We start from the raw sequence: 18393 nt of genomic DNA on the forward strand, positions 1-18393 counted from the left end.
GCTGCAAAGTCGCGCTTCAACGAGAACTCACAGCACGCCAGAACCAGTGGTTCCTCCCGCCGATCGTCACGACCACCTCGTCCAGATGCCAGACATCGCTTGGGCTTGGCGGTTTTCGACGCAAACGGCCGGCATAGTCCGGGCCGAACTTCCTCGCCCAGCAACGGATCGTCTCATAGGAGACGACGATACCGCGCTCCAGCGGCATCTCCTCCACTAGGCGCAGGCTCAGCGGAAATCGGAAGTAGAGCCAGACCGCATGGGCGCGACGGCGGGAAACGATGACGCTTGTAACTGACAATGGGCTGGATCATGACCGCCCACTAGCAGCTAACAACTTCAGCCCAGTTAACCTGACATCACCCGCCAAGGGGATCAAACGACGGTCAGCCGGATGCCTGGGCGACAAATGGCATCTGGACGAATGCGTGGTGGCCATCAATGGCAGGAAGTAGTGGCTGTGGCGTGCCGTCGATCAGGATTTCGTCCTCGAGGTTCTGGTTCAAAGTCGCCGAAATGCGGGCGCGGCGAAACGGTTGATGCGCAAGCTGCTGAAGGCGCAAGGCCATGCGCCTCGGGTGATGATCACTGACAAGCTACGCTCCTATGGCCGGGCAAGGCAGGATGTCATGCCCGGATGTCGTGCACCGTTCTCATAAAGGCCTCAATAACCGGGCGGAGAATTCACACCAGCCGATCCGGCGAAGGGAACGGATTATGAAGCGCTTCGTCACGTCAGCTCCAGCGCTTCGTCTCCGTCCACGACCTGATCGCCAATCTGTTTCACCTCCCTCGCCACGCTCTATCGTCCGCCGACCATCGCGATCTCCGCCGTAGCGCAATGACGACCTGGCGTGAAATCGCTCACCTCGATGCCGCCTGAAACCTGACCGAGTGGCCATCGCTGTACCCGTCGCCTCATAACTTTACGGTGCCCCTTGCTCGCTTTCATCCAATGTCAGTCTTCTGAAACCCAGCTGCAGCAGATTATTTTCTGGATGATGGGAAGCCTGGCACGTGCGAGCTGGACCAAGATAGCGATCTGCGCCGGCCTGCTTGCGATGGTGGTACCGCTCTGCTGGGCCCGCAACTCGATGATGACGGCGCTTGCCATGGGCGATGACCGTGCCGCAAGCCTTGGGGTTCCGGTCGCTCGCATACGTCTCGAGATGCTCGCCTGCATCTCGCTTCTTGCAGCGACGGCAACCGCTTTCGTAGGCACGATCGGTTTTGTCGGGTTGGTCGGTCCGCATATTGCCCGCATGCTCGTTCGGCTGCGGCGGGTGCAGCTATTCTCCATAGGTAGCGCTGACAAGATAGGAGCGGCCGGGCTCAGGCTGGTTTCTTATTGATTTCCAACGGCCTGTCGCCTGCACCATCGTCCTGCCTCACCTCTAGCGGTGCGCATTTTAGGCGTTTATGGGAACTTTGAAATTGGTCATTTTAGAGTGTCTCGCTTGAGGCGGTTTCCGGGTTAACCCATTGACCGTATTGCAGGTATGAGATTCGCAGCATAATACACTTGTGATTCCACAGCATCATTGACTTGTAATGACTCGGCATTATATACGTGTAATCGCACAACACAAAAAACTTGCAAAGGCACGGCCATGGCCAAGCCTCATGAGAAACTTGCAGAGTCCCTAGCCATCCTCAAAGAGCTGCAGGAGGGGGGGCGACGCATATTCAAGTCAGACGAGCTGACCCGCGTCCACCGGGAGCGGCTTTTGGCCAACGGCTTTTTGCGCGACGTGATCAAAGGATGGGTCATGGCCACCGGGCCACAGGCCCAGCAACAGGACACCACCCCCTGGTATGCGAGCTTATGGGAATTTTGCTCCCTATATTGCAATGACCGTTTCGGCAAAGACTGGTTCCTGTCTCCGGAGCAGTCCCTCCTGCTGCATGCGGAAGCGTCGACGATCCCGCCTCAAGTGGTCGTGAACACGCCCAAGGGTAAGAACAACAAGTTCGACCTGCTGTTCGGTACCTCCCTCTATGACCTCGCGGTCAAGGAAATGCCGGAACAGCTGACCGAAAAGAACGGCCAGCGGGTGCTCACCGTTGAGGCCGCGCTTATCCGTGTACCGGAAGGGTTCTTCCAGCGCGCGCCGATCGAAATGCAGGTTGCCATGGCCTCCGTGCGCGACGTGTCAACCGTTCTGGCATTGCTGCTCGATGGCGGCCACTCCGCCGTGGCGGGGCGGCTTGCGGGCGCATTCCGCCGTGTGGGGCGCGACGCCTTCGCCGACGAAATAGTGTCTGCCTTCAAAGCGGCCGGGTACGACGTGCGCGAGTCCGATCCGTTCGCGGGTCAGACCGCCGTCACGACCATAACGGCCGGTGTACCGCCGCTGGTCGCGCGCCTGCGCGCCATCTGGGAATCCCAGCGCGAGGCGATCATACAGATATTCCCGAAAGCGCCCGGCCTGCCGTCCGACAAGAGCGCCTACATGAAGTTCGTCGAGGATATCTACGAGAGCGATGCCTACCACTCGCTGTCGATCGAAGGCTACAGCGTGACGCCTGAGTTGATCGACCGCGTGCGCGAAGGAAGCTGGAATCCGGAGATCGATGAAGCGGACCGGAAAAACCGCGATGCGCTTGCCGCGCGCGGCTATTATCTCGCGTTCCAGAAAGTCAAAGAGTCCGTTGCGGCCATCATCGACGGCGCGCCTGCGGGCGCGTTGACGCGTGATACGCACAGGGAGTGGTACCGCGAGCTGTTCGCGCCGTCCGTGACGGCTGGCATACTCAGGCCCAGCGCTCTTGCGGGTTACCGTAACCACCCCGTGTACCTGCGTGGATCGCAGCATGTACCGCCGCGAACAGAGGCGGTACCCGATGGCATGTACGAGCTGTTCGACTTGCTGGAGGCGGAGAAGGAAGCGTCGGTGCGCGCCGTGGTCGGGCACTGGCTTGTGGGTTATGTGCACCCTTACCCCGATGGCAATGGACGCATGGCTCGGTTTCTAATGAATGCCATGCTGGCGTCCGGCGGCTATCCGTGGACCGTTGTCAGGGTGGAAGACCGGAAGGCGTACCTAGCGGGGCTGGAGGAGGCGAGCGGCAATATGAATGTGAAGCCGTTTGCGGCGTTTCTGGCCGAGAGGGTGAAGTGGTCGGCCGAGCAGTTAGGAGATTCAAATTGGCGGAAAGGCTCGGTCAAGAGTCCTTCGACGCGCACGAATACCTCACAACGGTGATGTCAGGTTAACGCGGGCGAAGCCGTTGGCTGATATTCAGCAGTCATGGTCCAGTCCACTGTCAGCTACAAACGTCATCGTTTTCCGCCCGCTGTCATTGCTCACACGGTCTGGCTCTACGTTCGATTTCCGCTGAGCCTGCGTCTGGTGGAAGAGATGCTGCTGGAACGGGGCATCGTCGCCTCTTATGAAACGGTCCGGTGTTGGGCGAAGAAGTTCGGCCCAAAATATGCTGGCCGCTTGCGGCGGAAACCGGAAACCACCAAGCTCCAGCGATGTTTGGCATCTGGATGAAGTGGTCGTTTCGATTGGCGGGAGAAAACACTGGCTGTGGCGCGCCTTTGATCAGGACGGCCATGTTCTCGATGAGATCGTCCAGAGGCGCCGCAACACCAAGGCTGCCAAGCGTCTCCTGATCCGGTTGATGAGAAGCAGGGATGCATGCCAAAGCAGATCGTCACTGACAAACTGCGCTCCTATGGAGCGGCACGACGCCAGGTCATGCCCACCGTCGAGCATCGATCGCATAAGGGTCTGAACAATCGCGCCGAGAACTCGCACCTGCCCTTGCGAAAACGAGAGCGGGCTGCAGGGATTTCAATCTCCAGGCGGCCTGCAACGCTTCCTGTTTATCTTCTCTGCAGTCCGAAATCTCTTCGTCCCGCCTCACTCGAAACACTCAGCCATCGCCGTCCACCTGCATCGCCTTACAGCGCTCGCACATTGAAAGGCCATTGCGGGTGTGGCCGCATGATCCAAGCTCATCTGTCCATGATGCTCACGGCGAATTTAACCTTATTGGGCAATCGCTGTGACGCCACTGCTCCATTAGATCGAGAGGAAGCGCAGGCGCGGGCAGGTGCCCGCTTGTTGATGGACACTTCCCGAAGTGAGCCGCGACGCAGTCAGCGAGCGCTGTTGGCTTTGGGCTGATAGGTCATCGTGCGCGCAATATCCTGCGAGGGGCGCTTTTCGCCCGCTAGCACCTCGAAATCGAGGTGATTTTCACGCGGAACCACCGGACAGGTGACGAAATTCGTGAACGCGCACGGCAGCGCCACAGCGTAGTTGAAGTCGATCCAGTCGATGCGGGTCTGGGTATCGTCGGCGAATTGCAGTTCGATGACACGCCCGGCACCATAGGTGACGGGACCGCTGGTCAGATCGCGAATGTGCGCGACGGGCTGGACACCGTTCGCCGTGTCCTTGCCGATCAACAAAAGGCTGTAGCTTTTGCCTTTGTGCTCGAAGGTGAAAGTGCCGATGCGCGGCGTCGATTCACGCACACCCGCCTCCACGGTTTCGGCCTCGAACTCCGTGAGCGCAGTTGGCGTGTAAACGCCGGGAATGCGCCATGTCGGGTCATAGTCGAAATCGGTGACGCCTGCTTCCTCCACGCTTGTCGCCTCGCGTGGGTCTCGCACGCGCACACCAAACAGCGACTGGCCATCGTGCTTGCTGCGCAGGATCGTCTCGACCTCGTTGACGCCAAAATAGACCGGCTGGCTCTTGCCGTGGCCATAGGTCTGGTTGCGGCCTGGGATGATTTCGACGGGACCGGTGGGATAACTCCCGTTCACCGAGAGTGATGGTCCCTCGGCAGGCGGGGTGAACATAACGCGGCCATCTTCGACCGACCACGTGCCTGGAAGCAGATCGAAACTGACATCCTTGTCGTCTGCTTCCAGCCAGTACTGGGCAACCAGCGAGGTCCAGCCGTATGGGCGAAACATCGTGGCGACATGGGCATAGCGCCATTCGCGCCACTGGCCTTGCAAATGTTCTGTTGTGGGCATGATCGTCTCCCTTTCGAAGGATTCAGCTGTCTGCTTGCGCATGTGGGTTCCGGTGGGCTGCACCTTGACTGCCTGGTCCGGTCAGCTCGTCCAGGAAGGCGAGCATGCCGCGCCAGGAGCCGACGTCTGCCCGGGCATTGCCAGAAGGCGTGCCGCCATTGGTGTAGGGCACTTTCGAGACCGGGTGTTCGCGGCTGAGCTGCGTCGATGGCACGATCGGCAGGTTGATGGCATGCCCGGCATCGTCGAAGTCGAGGTGGCGGACAAGATGAGGATGGTCGTGCTGGCTCAAGGTCGACACAACCATGCGCGAATAGAGGCTGGATGGCCACGCACGGTCGTCGCGGCCCGAGATCAGCAGCACTGGCCCAGCGATGTTTTCGACCGGAATGCGCGCGCGGGCGGCAAGTTCAGTGTCCTTAAGCCCCTCGAAGAACACCGAGTGATGCCGGCTGGGCGGAGCATCGCCGGCCCAGGGGTGCCAGCGAACGGAGTTGTTGTTCTGCCATAGATGCGGCAAGGCAATGCCGTCCCTGGTCCAGGTTACACCTTGCCAGCCGCCACGCGCCGGATCGCCGGCACCCTGGGCGCCATGGACCATGGCACCGGGTACGAAGGCGATGACGGCGGAAACAAGGTCCGGGAAGGTGGCGCCGAGCAAGAGTGCCAGTTCGCCGCCGCGCGACTGGCCGCTGACCGCCACGAAGCCGCCTTTTGGCTGAAGCTTCTGGTGCGCCCAGCGAAGGCCAGTCTCAAGATACTCAAGCGGCGTTTCGGTAATGAAGGGCGACAGGCCCGGTGCCTTGAAGTAGCCGAGCGCAAATGCCTGGTAGCCACGGGAGGCCAGCAGCGCGGCGCGGGGTTCGTTGATGCCGCCGCCCGAGCCGTTGAGCACCACCACGACCGGATGAGGGCCTGGCCCCACTGGGGTGAACAGCGTTCCCACCAGCCCGTCCTCGCGGATTTCGTTCCGCTCCACGCCCGCTGCAGCGAAACGCTGGTAGAGCTCGGCCTCAGCCTTCATGCCATCAGCTGTTTCGGCCGTCAGCGTCGTTACCAGCGGCCGCATGACGTCGTCGGCAAAGAGTTCAGCGCTCGTGCTATCGACGGGTCGCTGAGCCCAGATCAGGCCCGTCGCCGACACTTCGGCATAGTCGCCGCCGACGGGAGCATCGCTGGTCAGGTCGACCACGCCATGTGCGTCGGCCATGAAGGTCGCCTGGCTCATCCAGACCACGCCACGCGCACGCTCGGTGTAGGCAGAGATGGCGACAAGTTCGTCGGGAGCGAGGCCCGAGACTACAATCCGGCGCAGCTCATCGATCAGGCTGTCAACAGGATCGATGGAAAAGACAGGTGCGGAAACAGGCTTCGTCGTCATCTTAGGTCATCAACTCTTTAGGCTGCGCGGCCAATGATCATCGGCTTGTCTCACCGTTCATGAGGGCCAGATGGGCGTCGAGGCGCCGTGCGAAATCGCCGTACAAAACGGTGTCGGGCGAAACACTGCCGCCGCGCGGCCAGCGGCCGCCGCCGTCGGTCCAACTTCGCTTCAACCCGGCGAGCTTGGCTTGCCAGTCGAAGCGATCTTCTGCACCGGCTGGATCGAATGCGACGATGAAGACGCCGCGGCCCTTCGGATCGCCCCGCCCCCCACCGGCAACGCCGGCCATGAGCTCGACCACCAGCCCGAGCAGCGAGCCGATCTGGCCGCCGCGCGGCAGAAGCGCGGCAACCTCCGACGCGATGGTGGTTGGCCTTCCCTCGCCGTCGAGCGCGATCCCGCCTGGCAATGGCGTATCGGCAGCGCGAGCGCTGCGAACATCGGCCATCGTTGCCATGCTGCTGGCGACGTCGATGACCACGCGATCGATGCCCTGCCCGATGGCAAGCGCGAATGGGTTGGTGCCGATTACCGGGCGGATGCCGCCATACGGTGCGACAAAAGGCGGACCTTCGGCGCCGGCGATGCCGAGCAGGCCGGCATCGGCGAGTTCGCGAACGAAGGGCGCTAACCGCCCAAAGCCCCTGACGCCACGCAGGAAGGCGGCAGCGACGCCGAACTCTCGCGCGGCCACGGCCAGATCGAGGGTAGCGCTGGCGACCGCTAGCGGCGCAAAGCAGGAGGTGCAGTCAAGCCAGCTGATTGCCTGCAAACCGTCGCGCCTTGGCACGGGGTCAGCATCAGCGGTCCATTCATCGAGCATCGAGATGCCGAAGCGGGGCTGGCCGAGCGCATCGGCTTCGATCAGGGCCGAAGCCGCGAGCTTGGCCGCAGGGCTTGCGCCGAGCGCCGCCGACAGCCGCTCTACCGCATCAGGAAATGCCATCATTCGCCGGCAATCCGCGCTGAGGTGCCGAGTTGGATCTCGCTCTCCGACAGGTAGCCCAGGGTCATCAGGCGCTCGATCAGAAACTCCCGGCTGTGCTTGATGTGATCGAATTCGATCGTGGCGGCCCGCTCACCGTCGCCGGCTTCGATGGCATCGACGAGGGCTGTGTGCTCGTCGGAATGCTCGCCGGTCTTGACCGTGAAGTCGATGGCAAAGCGCAGCAGGCGTTCGAGCTCATCGAACAGGGTCTCCGAGAGCGCAACGACGCGCTTGTTGCGGCTGCAGCGGGCGATGGCGAGGTGAAAACGCCGCGCAACCTGCTGCATGGTGCCGATGTCCATCGGCGCGGCATATTCCTTGACGATCTGGCGCAGCAGGGCGATCTCGGCCGGCGTGGCGTAGCGGGCCGCTTGCCGTGCGGCGTGCGGGCCGATGGCAGCGCGCATGTCGAGGATGTCGTGCACCGCCTGGAAGGTGATCGGTGCAACGCGATAGCCGCTGCGCGGCAGGATCATCACCAGCCCATCGGCGGCCAGTTTCTGCATGGCGTCGCGCACCGGCGTTTTCGAAACCTCGTATTGGCTGGCGATCGAGGCTGCGTCGAGCGTCGTCCCCGGCACGATCTCGCAGCGCATGATCTCCTGGCGAAGCGCCAGGTAGATGCGTTCCGAAACCGGTGCATGGGCAATGGGGTCAGCTTCGACGGTCATGAGCTTCTGCTCCTCACTTCCTCAGTGCTTCGCCCAGGGCACGAAACGCCGTTCCAGTGCTTCAAGCGCAAGAATGGTGAGATAGCCCATGGCAGAGATCACGACGATGCCGACGAACATGCGAGACACCGCAAAGGTCTGCCACGACGCCCAGATGAAGAAGCCCACGCCGCTGCGCGCTCCAAGAAACTCGGCGGCCGCGATGATGATGTAAGACGAACCGGCGGCAAGCTTGAGCCCGGTGAAGATGCTCGGAAGCGCGGCTGGGAAAGCAATGCGCCAGAAGGTCTGGAGACGAGTCGCACCGGCATTCTTGGCGACGTCCATGTAGATCTGTGGTGTCTGCATCACCCCGCTCATGGTGTTGTAGAGCATCAGGAAAAACACGCCGATCGCAATGACGACAAATTTCGAGGCATCGCCGACGCCAAAGACCAGCAGGATCAGTGGCAGGATGGCGATCTTCGGCACAGGATAGAGTGCAGCGAAAATCGGCCCAAGCAGCCTGCGAACTGGTCGAGACAGCCCCAGGATAAGCCCAAGAACGATGCCGGGCACCGCGCCCATGGCATAGCCGATGGCCACGCGGCGCAGGGTTGCGCCGATATGGTCGAACAGTTCCAGGCTCACCGTCATCCGCCAGGCGGTCCCCGCGATCGCGCTAGGAGCGGGGAAAAAGCGACGGTCGATCAGGTTGAACTGGCTCGCCAGCTCCCATAGCAAAAGCAGCAGCAAAGGGCTGAAATAGGAAGCGATGCGGAAGATGCGTTCGCGGCGTGCCGGCGCCTTGAGCCGACGCCATTGCTCTTCCGTCAGTGTCACGGGCGTGGCGCTCATCTCAGGCTCCCACAGGAGAGGCCAGCAGGCGCCAGACCTCGTATGTCATGTCCCAGAACCGCTTGTCGCGGCGCATCTCGACAACGTCGCGCGGCCGCTCGAAAGGAACTGTCAGATTGGCCACCAATGTTCCCGGGCGCGGCGACATGACGATCACGCGGTCGGCAAGCGTCAAAGCCTCGTCGACACTGTGTGTGATGAAGACCACCGTCTTGCCGGTTGTTTCCCAGATGCGCAACAGCTCCTGTTGCAGCACCAGGCGGGTCTGTTCGTCGAGCGCGCCGAAAGGCTCGTCCATCAAGAGGATGTCGCGATCGTCGACCAAAGCGCGCGCCACAGAGACGCGCTGCTTCATGCCTCCCGAGAGCTGGTGCGGGCGAGCCTTTGCAAAATCGGTGAGGCCCGTCAGCGCCAGCAATTCGCGCACGCGGGCATCCTGCTCAACGCGCGAGACGCCCTTGAGGCTCAGCGGAAAGGCGATGTTTTCCGCCACCGTCAGCCAGGGCAGCACGGAAGCTTCCTGGAAAACCATGGCCGGCGGCGTCGCGCTGTTCAGCTTCACCGTGCCGCCGAGCTGCTCTTCAAGATCGGCGAGAATGCGCAGGACCGTGGTCTTGCCACAGCCGCTCGGCCCGACGATGCAGACGAACTCTCCGCGCGCCACCGTGAAGCTGACATCGGAGACGGCCACGGTGACGCGGTCGCCTTCGCTATCATAGAACGCCTTGGTCAGATGATTGACCTCGATGGCCGGTGGAACTGCTTCCGCCGGCAACGGCTGCAGAGCCTCATGCACGGCCAGCATCACTTCTTGCTTGCAAGGAGATCGTTGGCACGCTTCAGCAGATCGAGGCGGTAAACATCGTCAATCTTGGCCTGACCTTCGTATTCGAGCGTTCCGCGCTTGCGGAAGAACTCCTCCTGCTCGCGCACCGAAGCCATGTCGATGGTCCCATCCTCGGAGCGGACGGTATAGGGGATGCCGCGCAGCGTATTGGGCTCCGTGCCGGTGTACTTCGACACGATGGTCACGATCTTGTCGTCCTGCCAGCCGCCATTGTCGAGAAGGCGAGCGGCCTTCAGGTAGCCAGCCATGAAGCGCACCACCAGATCCTCGTTGCTGGCGACGAAGTCCTGGTTAAACGCGATCAGGCCAAGCTCGGTGCCGAAGGTGTGGTCCTCGACCAACCGGCGGCCAAGCCCTTCCTTCTCGAGCTGCCCAGCGAAGGGCTCGATGCTCCACCCCGCCTCGATCGCGCCATTGGCGAAGGCGGCAGCCGTCGCGGGAGGCGGCAGGAACACCGCTTCAACGTCCTCGATCGTCAGCCCGCCCTTCTCCAGCGCCTTGGCGACGGAGTACATGCCGAAGCCACCCGGGCCAGGAATGCCGACGCGCTTGCCCTTGAGGTCAGCGACCGTGCGAATACCTTCGTCCCAGGCCTTCTGCGAAACCATGAAGGGCGAAGGCGACGGAACCGTCGCCGGCATGCGAGCCAGCGTGGCGATGATCGAAACGGTGGCGCCGCGGTCGAGCGCGTTGAAAAGGCTGGCGCCCCAGGTCGCGCCACCGGCTTCGATATTGCCGGAGGCGAGCATCTGGATGGTCTCGGCAGTATCGCCCTTCGGCGACAGCGTCACCTCGGCGCCGAACTCGTCAAAGAAACCGAGCTCCTTAGCAACGAAGAACGGCGCGTAGTCGGCATAGGGCGAGTAAAGAAATTCAAGCTTCGGCTGCGTCTGCGCCAAAGTCGGCAAGGCGAATGAGGAAGCCAAGGCAGCGCCAGCCGCGGCTACCATGAGATGACGACGATTAATTGAAGACATGCCACTCCCCATGCACCAGTGCGGCTTTCCCGAGCCAGCACCTGACGATCCTGTTCCTCCCCTCGAGCAAAGATCATGCTGCGGGTGAGCCGACGACTAATCGGAAGCAACTAGGTACAACTGATGCATCACTTGTGCAACCTGATATTTCCGTCAGGGAAGGCTTTCGCTTGGTACAGCGGGCAATTGAAGCTCAGACGCTACGACCGTGCGGCCGTGGCCTTCACGAATGCGTCAAATATCCGAGCCCCGGGATGTTCAGCGGCATCCAGTTTTTCGGGATGCCATTGCAACCCCATGGCGAAAGAACGTGAAGGCACTTCAATGGCTTCGACTACGCCATCCGGCCCGCGGGCTGCAACGACGACGCTGCTGGATATCTCGACGAGTGCCTCTCGATGAAACGTATTCACGCTGAACGTCCGGGCATCAAAGATACCCGCCATTCGGGTGTCGGCCTGGATGCTTACATCGTGGAACACGTTTGCCTGGTCATGGTCCAACGCGCCCGGCCACGACGAATGGACATCCGAGACCATCCGACAGCCGTTCAGACATCCGAGCATCTGCATGCCATTGCAGATACCGAGCACGGCTTTGTCGCGCGCAAGAAATCCCTCCATCAGCGCGATCTCCACGGCAACGCGCTCAGACGCCGGATACCTGGATTGATCACCTTCGACGTACCAGTTCTCAGGGAAGTTTATTCGTCCACCGACGCTCAGGAACCCGTCGAACTCATCAACCACCTGGTCGACAAGTTCGGCCACGTACGGAATGCCAATCGGCAGTGCTCCTGCCGCTGCGATGGCAGAAAAGTAGTTTTTCGAGGTTTCGTACAGGCTTCCCCCAGCACTGGTGTTTTCATCCATGATCACAGCGATGATAGGCTTACGTCTCATTGGGTTCCTGCTGGCGGTGTGGAAGTTTCGTAGGCAAGCATGGTGCGCCACAACCAAGGCCGAAGTCACGAGGCCTCGCGCCCCGCAACGTGAAATTTTTGGATCTTGGCCGGCAGGCGGCAGAGATCCACGCAAGGCTGCGTCCTTTTTATCCCGAGTCGGGCCCCTGTACCTGTCGACACACCCACTCGTAGAATCCGGCAACAATTGGATGTTCGCGTTTTCCGTCCGGCACGACGAAATGATAGGCATTCCTGGTAGCAAGCGGCGCATCGGCAATGACGGTGAGCACCCCTGATGCGAGCTCCTGCTCCACGAGGTAGCGCGGCAACAACGCTACGCCCATGCCCGATACGGCAGCTTGAATCAGCATGCCAAACTGGTCGAAGCGGTGGCCCTGGAAGGCAGAGCCCGTCTCCACACCGGTCAGGGAGAACCAGTCGGCCCATGCCTTGGACCGCGTCGCAAGGTGCAAAGCGGAAGCTTTGCCACATCGCCCGGGCCTTCGATTGCCCCTTCGCCGGCCAGTGATGGGGTAGCCACCGGCACCACCACGGCAGGTGGCATTGGCCCAGACGGGCTGGCCGTAGTGAACTGCGCGATCGTCGCCGAGCATGTCCGTTCCTTCGGGCGCGGCGAGACGATCTACGATCCCTGGCATTACGTCCCTGTGCTTGCCCGCAAGCCAGGCGCGCTGCGCAATGGCGCGCCGTTCCAAGGCTGGATGCTGCCGACGGCCATGGAGCGGGTGCGGCGGAGATTGAAGGCGGCGAATGACGGCGATCGACAGATGGTGTCGATCCTAGCCACGGTGTTGACCGACGGCATCGATGCCGTGGAGGCTGCCTGCCAGGAAGCGATCGACCAGAACGTCTTCTCCGCCGCCATCATCATCAACATCCTGGCACGGCGGCGAGACCCGGTGCCGGCCATCACCATCCTCACCCCGGATGCGCTCCGCCTGCAGCACGAGCCGCAGGCTGACTGTGCCCGCTACGACAGCCTCAGGAGGGCAAGCTGATGGAACGCACGCAGGTTCTGGAACTGATGGGCACCTTGAAGCTCTACGGTATGCGCGGTGCCTATGACGAGGTCATGGCGACCGGCATCAAGCGCCAGCAGAGCCCCCGCGGATCGTCGGCGATCTTCTGTCGGCTGAGATCGCCGAGAAGCAGGCGCGCTCTATCAAATACCAGCTCACCGTCGCCAAGCTGCCGCTGGCAAAGGATATCGAGGAATTCGACTTCGACGGCACGCCGGTCAACGAGGCACTTATCCGCGACCTGGCCAACGGAACCTTTGTCGCCGATCAGCGCAATGCCGTCCTCATCGGCGGCACCGGGACCGGAAAGTCACATCTGGCTGTCGAGGCGGATCGGCTTGAAGAAGGCAAAGGTGGCGGTCGCACGGAAGATCGCCGTTTTGCTACATTGCATTTGGGCTGACGGCACCAGCTTCGAGTGGGGTAACGAAAAGATAGCTTAGTCGACTTCCCCCAAACGAGTTCTCGGGCCGCCATCAACGCGGAACTCGTGATGTCCCCGCCGGGACGGTGGTTGCGGCGACCTCGGTCAAACGGCTGACAGCAGTTCATCTGCATCTCGTTGGAAACGTTGAGGCGCCCGACCCGAACAACATCATGAGGCACTCGACCTCGGAAAGGACCATGACCCCGGCGATGGCAGTGCGAAACCGGGTTGACACCTGCCCGCAATTAAAGGGCCGTTTGACACCGTGGATCGCTGCTTCCAACGGGCGGTGGACAGGTGCAGGGTTAGGCTCACTCACCAGTCCACCTCTTGTTACCGCCGAGTTCTCTCCTGCCACGGGAAAGTGCGCCGAGTGCCGTCTCTTTCGTGCTAAGGTGGATGCCAATGCTCGGAAGAGCGATGCTGACGTGGCTTGCGAACGGCATAGGCGATCAGGACGATTTGAAGCATAAGTCCCTGCCAGAATTGGTAGTTCGCGACGCACGTGAGATCGGGTCGGTTGCGTGAGGAACGATCTCCCATAAACAACAGACGCTGGTGCGCCATGTCTCCCTGCGGATCAGGCGGGTGACAAGCGCTTAGGTTGGACAGGCGCCTTATGGACCAGCTTAGGGAGCTGGTTCCACGTTGCCATTTATGCGACCTTATCAGCACAAACGGCGAACGTCACAGATGCTCAGTCGATCTTGAAACAAATTCAAACCCCTGTGCTCGCTTGCCCGCAACCTACACCGGCTTGATGGGTTAAACTCGAAGCTCTAAGGGATCCAAACCGTCGAACGCTACTGCGATGTTAATTAGCTCGCCGGTTGCACGACGCTCCTGCGCCGTCGCGCTTCCCACGCCGAGATAGACCATCAACTGCGACATGATCGCGGCGCGTCCCCTCCCGGCGGGAGCGCAAATGCGGCGGGCAGGCCCATCGGGATAAATCAAGGTGTGTCCTGCCTGCAAGTAGCGACCAATCACTGCGCACGAACCACACCGTGTTTATTCATGACGCTGGAGGAGATCGGTACAGAATGACCCGCCCCGTTGGAATGATCTGTGAAAGATAGTCAAAGTCCCGGATGTTTCCGGTAAGCACACTTGCACCGAATTGCCGCGCCTGCAGGAAAATAAGAGCATCGTTGACAAACCGGCGCTCGTGACCCTCACCCTTTTGCAAGTTGCTCAACCGAAAGAGCAAGCCGGCAAGGACGCCGGCCTGCCCCCATGTCGCTGCGTCCGGGGCATGCAGTCTGTGCTCCGGTATGTCGTCTACCGTCGCCTGAATTGTTTCCAGCACCGACTTCGTTGAAGCATGTTTCGGATCTAGCCGGCCAAATGCGTAGGTCAGCTCTGAGAGGCACACCGCCGAATGGTGACAAAGCCGATACGTTAGAAGTGTATCCACCTCTGCCGGCGATCGCCCCTGCAGCACATCCAGGTAGACGCTCGTGTCCAGAAATAATGGACCGCCAACGATTGGCTCGTCATCTACCCAAGGCAAATCATCATCGGCCCGACGTTCGAGCGTTCCCATACGTTTAAGGGGTTTCAGTGATCGAAGGGCTTCGGAGAGATCAAAGCCCAAGATCGACATCCGCTGGAATGCTGCCTTTCCGGCCGACAAGGCGGGCGCCAAAGTCGTCCTCCAGTGCCAACCGTGACAGTGCCAGTTCCAACAATTCGGTATCGGACGTGACGTGAGCTCGCTTCTTGGCGGCGTCGATCAATTCCGATGGTACACGCCCCGACAAACGGGTATTTTTCGCGGTGCCCAGAAGGCCAACGGCCCGCGCTTGCTCAAGCACGAGCTTGTTGCGGGTCAACGCAACCGTTGCATCGTTTTCTGCAGCGGAAAGAATCTGGGCACACATACTAGCCTCCAATGTTGGACATAACATAGATATCGTTCAACATGAAATCAAGGCGTAGCCATAGATTTGCATCGGGACACGCCAGGCTTCCATTGCGTTTGCTGCGATCCTTGCATCGACAGCAGCCCCTTTGGGTTTTGTCGCAAATTTTCGGTTGCGGGTTGTCTGGCAATGGCCCTCGATGATTTTCGGAGGGCTCAAGATGTTCAAAGGCTGCCATTTTGATCGGTCTGTCATCCTGCTGTGCGTGCGCTGGTATCTGGCTTATGGGCTGAGCCTGCGAAACCTTGAGGAGATGATGGCCGAGCGCGGCCTCAGCGTCGATCATTCGAGTGTCCATCGCTGGGTCATTCGCTTCTCACCCTGGCTGTTGAAGCGCTTCAATCTTCGCAAGCGTTCCGTGACCGGGAAATGGTATATGGACGAGACCTACATCAAGGTTCGCGGGCAATGGACATACCTCTACCGGGCCATCGACAGCGTCGGCGATACGGTCGAGTTCTATTTCAGCGAGCAACGGGATTTGCCAGCGGCCAGGCGCTTTTTCAAACAGGCTCTTGAGCGTTATGGCAGACCGAATCGTGTTGTCATCGACGGCAGCCAAACCAATCATGAGGCCATCGTTTCTTGCGACATCACGCATCGGCTGCAGACCCGTGCAGCTGGCTTTTCAAAACCAATCACGATCCGCAAGAGCAAATATTTGAACAATCGGATCGAGCAGGATCACAGAAATATCAAGCGTCGTATCCGGCCGATGCTCGGTTTCAAATCGCCAGCCTCCGCCAACATAATCCTGTCTGGAATAGAGCTGATCCACATGATGCGGAAGCGACAGGCGAGGTTCGCCTTCAATCCAAGTCCGTCTCTGGCCGAGCAATTCGCCATTCTGGCTGCATAGTCCGGGTGCGTCCTGAAATTTCTACAGCTCTACGAAATTTTGCGACAGAACCCGCGCCGATCCTCTATGTGATGAAGTACTCCGACTTCGACCAGGTGCTTGAGCTGCACAACGCCGTCGGCGCCGGCCTGTCGTCGTCGATCTTCACGCTCAACCTGCAGGAGGCCGAGAGCTTCCTGTCGGTCGAGGGCTCCGACTGCGGCATCGCCAACGTCAATATCGGCACCTCGGGCGCGGAAATCGGCGGTGCGTTCGGCGGCGAAAAGGAGACCGGCGGCGGCCGCGAGTCAGGTTCCGACGCCTGGCGCGCCTACATGCGCCGCGCCACCAACACGGTCAACTACTCCAAGGCACTGCCGCTCGCCCAGGGTGTCAGCTTCGACATCGACTGAGGGGCGGCAATGCTCGCCAGATCAGAAGTCCCCACTACGCCGTTCAATCGGCGGTCGAGGCGACGCATGACCATCTTTCGATATTGCGCGGTCGAAGCTGCCGACTTCGGCTTTGCTTACGCCCCCCTCGGCGCCACCTGATGCGGGCAAGCCCCGAGGGGGAAAAGTAGCGCCGGTATGGCCAGACAGCGTTGCCACTGATGCCGTAACGAGTTCGCCCTTCACGCGTGCTCGGCGATGACAGTTAGGAAGGCGGGGCCGTAGCGGTCGAGCTTGGCTTCGCCGACACCGGGCACGTTGGCCATTTCCGCGCGCGATGCTGGACGCGCTGCCGCAAGCTCGATCAGGGTCTTGTCGTGGAAGATCACATAGGGCGGCACATTCTGCTGGCGCGCTATTTCCGTCCGCTTCTGCCGCAGCGCCTGGAACAGGTCATTGTCCGCATCTATGACAGCAGTCTGCTTCGTGCTGCGCATGGCCTTGCCGCGCCTGGCGCGTGCCGGCGCCGGCACGCGCAGCATCAGCGCCGGCTTGTCGCGCAAAAAGTCGCGGCCAGCCGGCGCAATCGCGAGGCCGCCATGGCCGGTCAGGTCGACGTCGATCAGGCGCAGCGCAATCAGCTGGCGCAGGATCGCCCGCCATGTGCGGTTGTCGTGCTCCCTGCCGATGCCATAGGTGGAGATCCGGTCATGGCCGAACTGGGCGATGCGTTCGTTGTCCACGCCCAAAAGCACGTCGACGATGTAGGCCTGTCCGAAACGCTCGCCGGTGCGGTAGATGCACGACAGTGCCTTTTGCGCGGCAATGGCTCCGTCGAACAGTTTTGGCGGCTCGGCACAGGTGTCGCAATTGCCGCACGGTTCGCACTGGTCGCCGAAATAGGACAACAGCACCTGCCGACGGCAGCTCGCCGTCTCGGCCAGTCCCAAGAGCGCGTCGAGTTTCTGTCGCTCCATGCGTTTGCGCAGGTCGGGCGCCTCCGACTCCTCGATGAAGCGGCTGCGCAGGGCAATGTCGTCGTAGCCGTAGAGCATCACCGTGTCGGAGGGCAGGCCGTCACGCCCGGCGCGGCCGGTCTCCTGGTAATAAGCCTCGATGCTGCCTGGCAGGTCGATATGGGCGACGAAGCGAACGTCCGGCTTGTCGATGCCCATGCCGAAGGCGACGGTGGCGACCATGATCACTGCATCGCCATGCTGGAAGCGCATCTGGTTGGCCTCGCGCGCCGCCTTGTCCATGCCGGCGTGATAGGCGAGCGCATCGTAGCCGAGGCCCTGCAGCCAGGCGGCGGTCTCCTCGGTCCTGCGTTTCGACAGGCAGTAGACGATACCGCTCTCGCCCTCGTAGCGCTTGAGGAACTCCTTGAGCTGGGCGCGCGGATTGTCCTTTTCCTCGATGGCGTAGCGAATGTTGGGGCGGTCGAAACCGGCGATGAAGGCGTCGCTCTCGTCGATGGCGAGATGCGACAGGATTTCCGCGCGCGTCGGCTCGTCCGCCGTCGCCGTCAGCGCCATGCACGGAACCCCGGCAAAACGCGCCACGACCGCGTCGAGCTGGCGATAGGACGGGCGGAAATCGTGCCCCCATTGCGACAGGCAGTGCGCCTCGTCGATGGCTATCAGCGACAGTCTTGCGCCCCCCAGCAGATCGAGCACGTCTGGCCGTAGCAGCGTTTCGGGTGCGACATACAGCAGGTCGAGCTGACCAGCGCGGATATCGCGCCATAGGTTGCGTCGATCGTCGGGCGAAAGGTCCGAATTCAGCCCGGCCGCCCGCACCCCTGCCTGCCGCAGTGCTGCCACCTGATCGGCCATCAGCGCCAGCAGCGGCGACACGACGAGCCCCATGCCGGGGCGGACGATGGCAGGGATCTGGTAGCACAGCGACTTGCCGCCGCCTGTCGGCATCAGCACGAAGGCGTTGTTTCCGGCGATCACATGCTCGACGATGTCCGCCTGCGCTCCCCTGAAGGCGTCATAGCCATAGACGGTCTTGAGGATTTCGAGGGCGGTGGTGGTCATCGGCGTCGGCAAGGAGAATCATGGGGTTGTTCTTCATAGCAGGTTCGCCGAGGGAAGAGACTGTCGCCCGAAGTTGATTGACCCCGCCGGCAGTGTTTGGTGATCCGATAGCGGAAACT

15 protein-coding genes and 6 pseudogenes are annotated in these 18393 nt (G+C 61.2%); 8 read left to right on the forward strand and 13 right to left on the reverse strand.

The features are described from left to right. Positions 1-28: 28 nt before the first annotated feature. A pseudogene (locus C8K44_RS18020) lies at positions 29-314 on the reverse strand (IS6 family transposase); the annotation flags it as partial. 90 nt (positions 315-404) lie between these two features. Here C8K44_RS18020 and C8K44_RS18025 point away from each other — a divergent pair. The 4 genes and pseudogenes from C8K44_RS18025 to C8K44_RS18040 form a co-directional block, all read left to right on the forward strand. Next, positions 405-883 (forward strand): annotated as a pseudogene (locus C8K44_RS18025) (DDE-type integrase/transposase/recombinase); the annotation flags it as partial. Between the two features lie 55 nt (positions 884-938). Continuing rightward, positions 939-1352 carry an iron chelate uptake ABC transporter family permease subunit gene (locus tag C8K44_RS18030; protein WP_281063002.1) on the forward strand — a complete coding sequence of 138 codons (414 nt, stop codon included), beginning with the start codon at positions 939-941 and terminating at the stop codon, positions 1350-1352. Positions 1353-1610: 258 nt separating this feature from the next. Continuing rightward, a complete protein-coding gene (locus C8K44_RS18035) occupies positions 1611-3206 on the forward strand; it encodes a Fic family protein (protein ID WP_109577179.1) in 1596 nt (531 codons plus the stop codon). Positions 3207-3251: 45 nt separating this feature from the next. Beyond that, a pseudogene (locus tag C8K44_RS18040) lies at positions 3252-3933 on the forward strand (IS6 family transposase). Between the two features lie 178 nt (positions 3934-4111). Here the strand turns inward: C8K44_RS18040 and C8K44_RS18045 are convergent. The 9 genes from C8K44_RS18045 to C8K44_RS18085 form a co-directional block, all read right to left on the reverse strand. Next, positions 4112-5002 carry a DUF1684 domain-containing protein gene (locus C8K44_RS18045; protein WP_245417528.1) on the reverse strand — a complete coding sequence of 297 codons (891 nt, stop codon included), beginning with the start codon at positions 5000-5002 and terminating at the stop codon, positions 4112-4114. Positions 5003-5024: 22 nt separating this feature from the next. Further along, positions 5025-6383: an acyl-CoA thioester hydrolase/BAAT C-terminal domain-containing protein gene (locus tag C8K44_RS18050; RefSeq protein ID WP_109577181.1), complete on the reverse strand. Its 1359-nt coding sequence runs from the start codon at positions 6381-6383 to the stop codon at positions 5025-5027. Between the two features lie 37 nt (positions 6384-6420). Further along, entirely contained in the window at positions 6421-7335 is a 915-nt protein-coding gene (locus C8K44_RS18055) for an Ldh family oxidoreductase (RefSeq protein ID WP_109577182.1), read from the reverse strand. Beyond that, a complete protein-coding gene (locus C8K44_RS18060; RefSeq protein WP_109577183.1) occupies positions 7332-8045 on the reverse strand; it encodes a GntR family transcriptional regulator in 714 nt (237 codons plus the stop codon). The genes C8K44_RS18055 and C8K44_RS18060 overlap by 4 nt, the downstream gene beginning before the upstream one ends. Positions 8046-8066: 21 nt before the next feature. Next, positions 8067-8882, reverse strand: a complete 816-nt coding sequence (locus C8K44_RS18065; protein WP_109577184.1) for an ABC transporter permease — start codon at positions 8880-8882, stop codon at positions 8067-8069. A gap of 1 nt (position 8883) precedes the next feature. Beyond that, on the reverse strand, positions 8884-9687 hold the full coding sequence (locus C8K44_RS18070; RefSeq protein WP_109577185.1) for an ABC transporter ATP-binding protein: 804 nt from the start codon (positions 9685-9687) through the stop codon (positions 8884-8886). Further along, positions 9687-10706: an ABC transporter substrate-binding protein gene (locus C8K44_RS18075; RefSeq protein ID WP_245417529.1), complete on the reverse strand. Its 1020-nt coding sequence runs from the start codon at positions 10704-10706 to the stop codon at positions 9687-9689. The genes C8K44_RS18070 and C8K44_RS18075 overlap by 1 nt, the downstream gene beginning before the upstream one ends. 200 nt (positions 10707-10906) lie before the next feature. Then, on the reverse strand, positions 10907-11608 hold the full coding sequence (locus tag C8K44_RS18080; protein ID WP_109577187.1) for a gamma-glutamyl-gamma-aminobutyrate hydrolase family protein: 702 nt from the start codon (positions 11606-11608) through the stop codon (positions 10907-10909). 148 nt (positions 11609-11756) lie between these two features. Continuing rightward, complete coding sequence (locus tag C8K44_RS18085; protein ID WP_109577188.1) at positions 11757-12269, reverse strand: LysR substrate-binding domain-containing protein; 513 nt, start codon at positions 12267-12269, stop codon at positions 11757-11759. Here C8K44_RS18085 and C8K44_RS18090 point away from each other — a divergent pair. Together C8K44_RS18090 and C8K44_RS18095 are read left to right on the forward strand one after the other, a co-directional pair. Continuing rightward, positions 12210-12629: pseudogene (locus C8K44_RS18090) on the forward strand (IS21 family transposase); the annotation flags it as partial. The gene C8K44_RS18085 and the pseudogene C8K44_RS18090 sit on opposite strands and share 60 nt — an antisense overlap. After that, positions 12629-12975 (forward strand): annotated as a pseudogene (locus tag C8K44_RS18095) (ATP-binding protein); the annotation flags it as partial. The pseudogenes C8K44_RS18090 and C8K44_RS18095, both read left to right, overlap by 1 nt. Positions 12976-14092: 1117 nt before the next feature. Here the strand turns inward: C8K44_RS18095 and C8K44_RS18110 are convergent. Both C8K44_RS18110 and C8K44_RS18115 read right to left on the reverse strand, forming a co-directional pair. Further along, positions 14093-14674: a hypothetical protein gene (locus C8K44_RS18110; protein ID WP_109577286.1), complete on the reverse strand. Its 582-nt coding sequence runs from the start codon at positions 14672-14674 to the stop codon at positions 14093-14095. Beyond that, on the reverse strand, positions 14664-14960 hold the full coding sequence (locus tag C8K44_RS18115; protein ID WP_109577189.1) for a hypothetical protein: 297 nt from the start codon (positions 14958-14960) through the stop codon (positions 14664-14666). Before C8K44_RS18115 ends, C8K44_RS18110 begins: the two co-directional genes overlap by 11 nt. A 202-nt stretch (positions 14961-15162) precedes the next feature. Here C8K44_RS18115 and C8K44_RS18120 point away from each other — a divergent pair, with 202 nt between their 5' ends. Continuing rightward, a complete protein-coding gene (locus tag C8K44_RS18120) occupies positions 15163-15861 on the forward strand; it encodes an IS6 family transposase (protein ID WP_109577287.1) in 699 nt (232 codons plus the stop codon). A 53-nt stretch (positions 15862-15914) separates the two neighbouring features. Beyond that, positions 15915-16253: pseudogene (locus C8K44_RS18125) on the forward strand (aldehyde dehydrogenase family protein); the annotation flags it as partial. A 221-nt stretch (positions 16254-16474) separates the two neighbouring features. Here the strand turns inward: C8K44_RS18125 and recQ are convergent. Beyond that, positions 16475-18274, reverse strand: coding sequence for a DNA helicase RecQ (recQ, locus tag C8K44_RS18130; protein WP_109577190.1), 1800 nt, complete (start codon positions 18272-18274; stop codon positions 16475-16477). Positions 18275-18393: the final 119 nt, after the last annotated feature.

The organism is Aminobacter sp. AP02 (assembly GCF_003148805.1).
In the GTDB taxonomy this organism is placed as follows: Bacteria; Pseudomonadota; Alphaproteobacteria; order Rhizobiales; family Rhizobiaceae; genus Aminobacter.

Coding starts and splice junctions, on each gene's coding strand:
- C8K44_RS18035 (WP_109577179.1), top strand. CDS start 1,611: ATGGCCAAGCCTCATGAGAAACTTGCAGAGTCCCTAGCCATCCTCAAA.
- C8K44_RS18045 (WP_245417528.1), bottom strand. CDS start 5,002: ATGCCCACAACAGAACATTTGCAAGGCCAGTGGCGCGAATGGCGCTAT.
- C8K44_RS18050 (WP_109577181.1), bottom strand. CDS start 6,383: ATGACGACGAAGCCTGTTTCCGCACCTGTCTTTTCCATCGATCCTGTT.
- C8K44_RS18055 (WP_109577182.1), bottom strand. CDS start 7,335: ATGATGGCATTTCCTGATGCGGTAGAGCGGCTGTCGGCGGCGCTCGGC.
- C8K44_RS18060 (WP_109577183.1), bottom strand. CDS start 8,045: ATGACCGTCGAAGCTGACCCCATTGCCCATGCACCGGTTTCGGAACGC.
- C8K44_RS18065 (WP_109577184.1), bottom strand. CDS start 8,882: ATGAGCGCCACGCCCGTGACACTGACGGAAGAGCAATGGCGTCGGCTC.
- C8K44_RS18070 (WP_109577185.1), bottom strand. CDS start 9,687: ATGCTGGCCGTGCATGAGGCTCTGCAGCCGTTGCCGGCGGAAGCAGTT.
- C8K44_RS18075 (WP_245417529.1), bottom strand. CDS start 10,706: ATGTCTTCAATTAATCGTCGTCATCTCATGGTAGCCGCGGCTGGCGCT.
- C8K44_RS18080 (WP_109577187.1), bottom strand. CDS start 11,608: ATGAGACGTAAGCCTATCATCGCTGTGATCATGGATGAAAACACCAGT.
- C8K44_RS18085 (WP_109577188.1), bottom strand. CDS start 12,269: ATGCCAGGGATCGTAGATCGTCTCGCCGCGCCCGAAGGAACGGACATG.
- C8K44_RS18115 (WP_109577189.1), bottom strand. CDS start 14,960: ATGTGTGCCCAGATTCTTTCCGCTGCAGAAAACGATGCAACGGTTGCG.
- C8K44_RS18120 (WP_109577287.1), top strand. CDS start 15,163: ATGTTCAAAGGCTGCCATTTTGATCGGTCTGTCATCCTGCTGTGCGTG.
- recQ (WP_109577190.1), bottom strand. CDS start 18,274: ATGACCACCACCGCCCTCGAAATCCTCAAGACCGTCTATGGCTATGAC.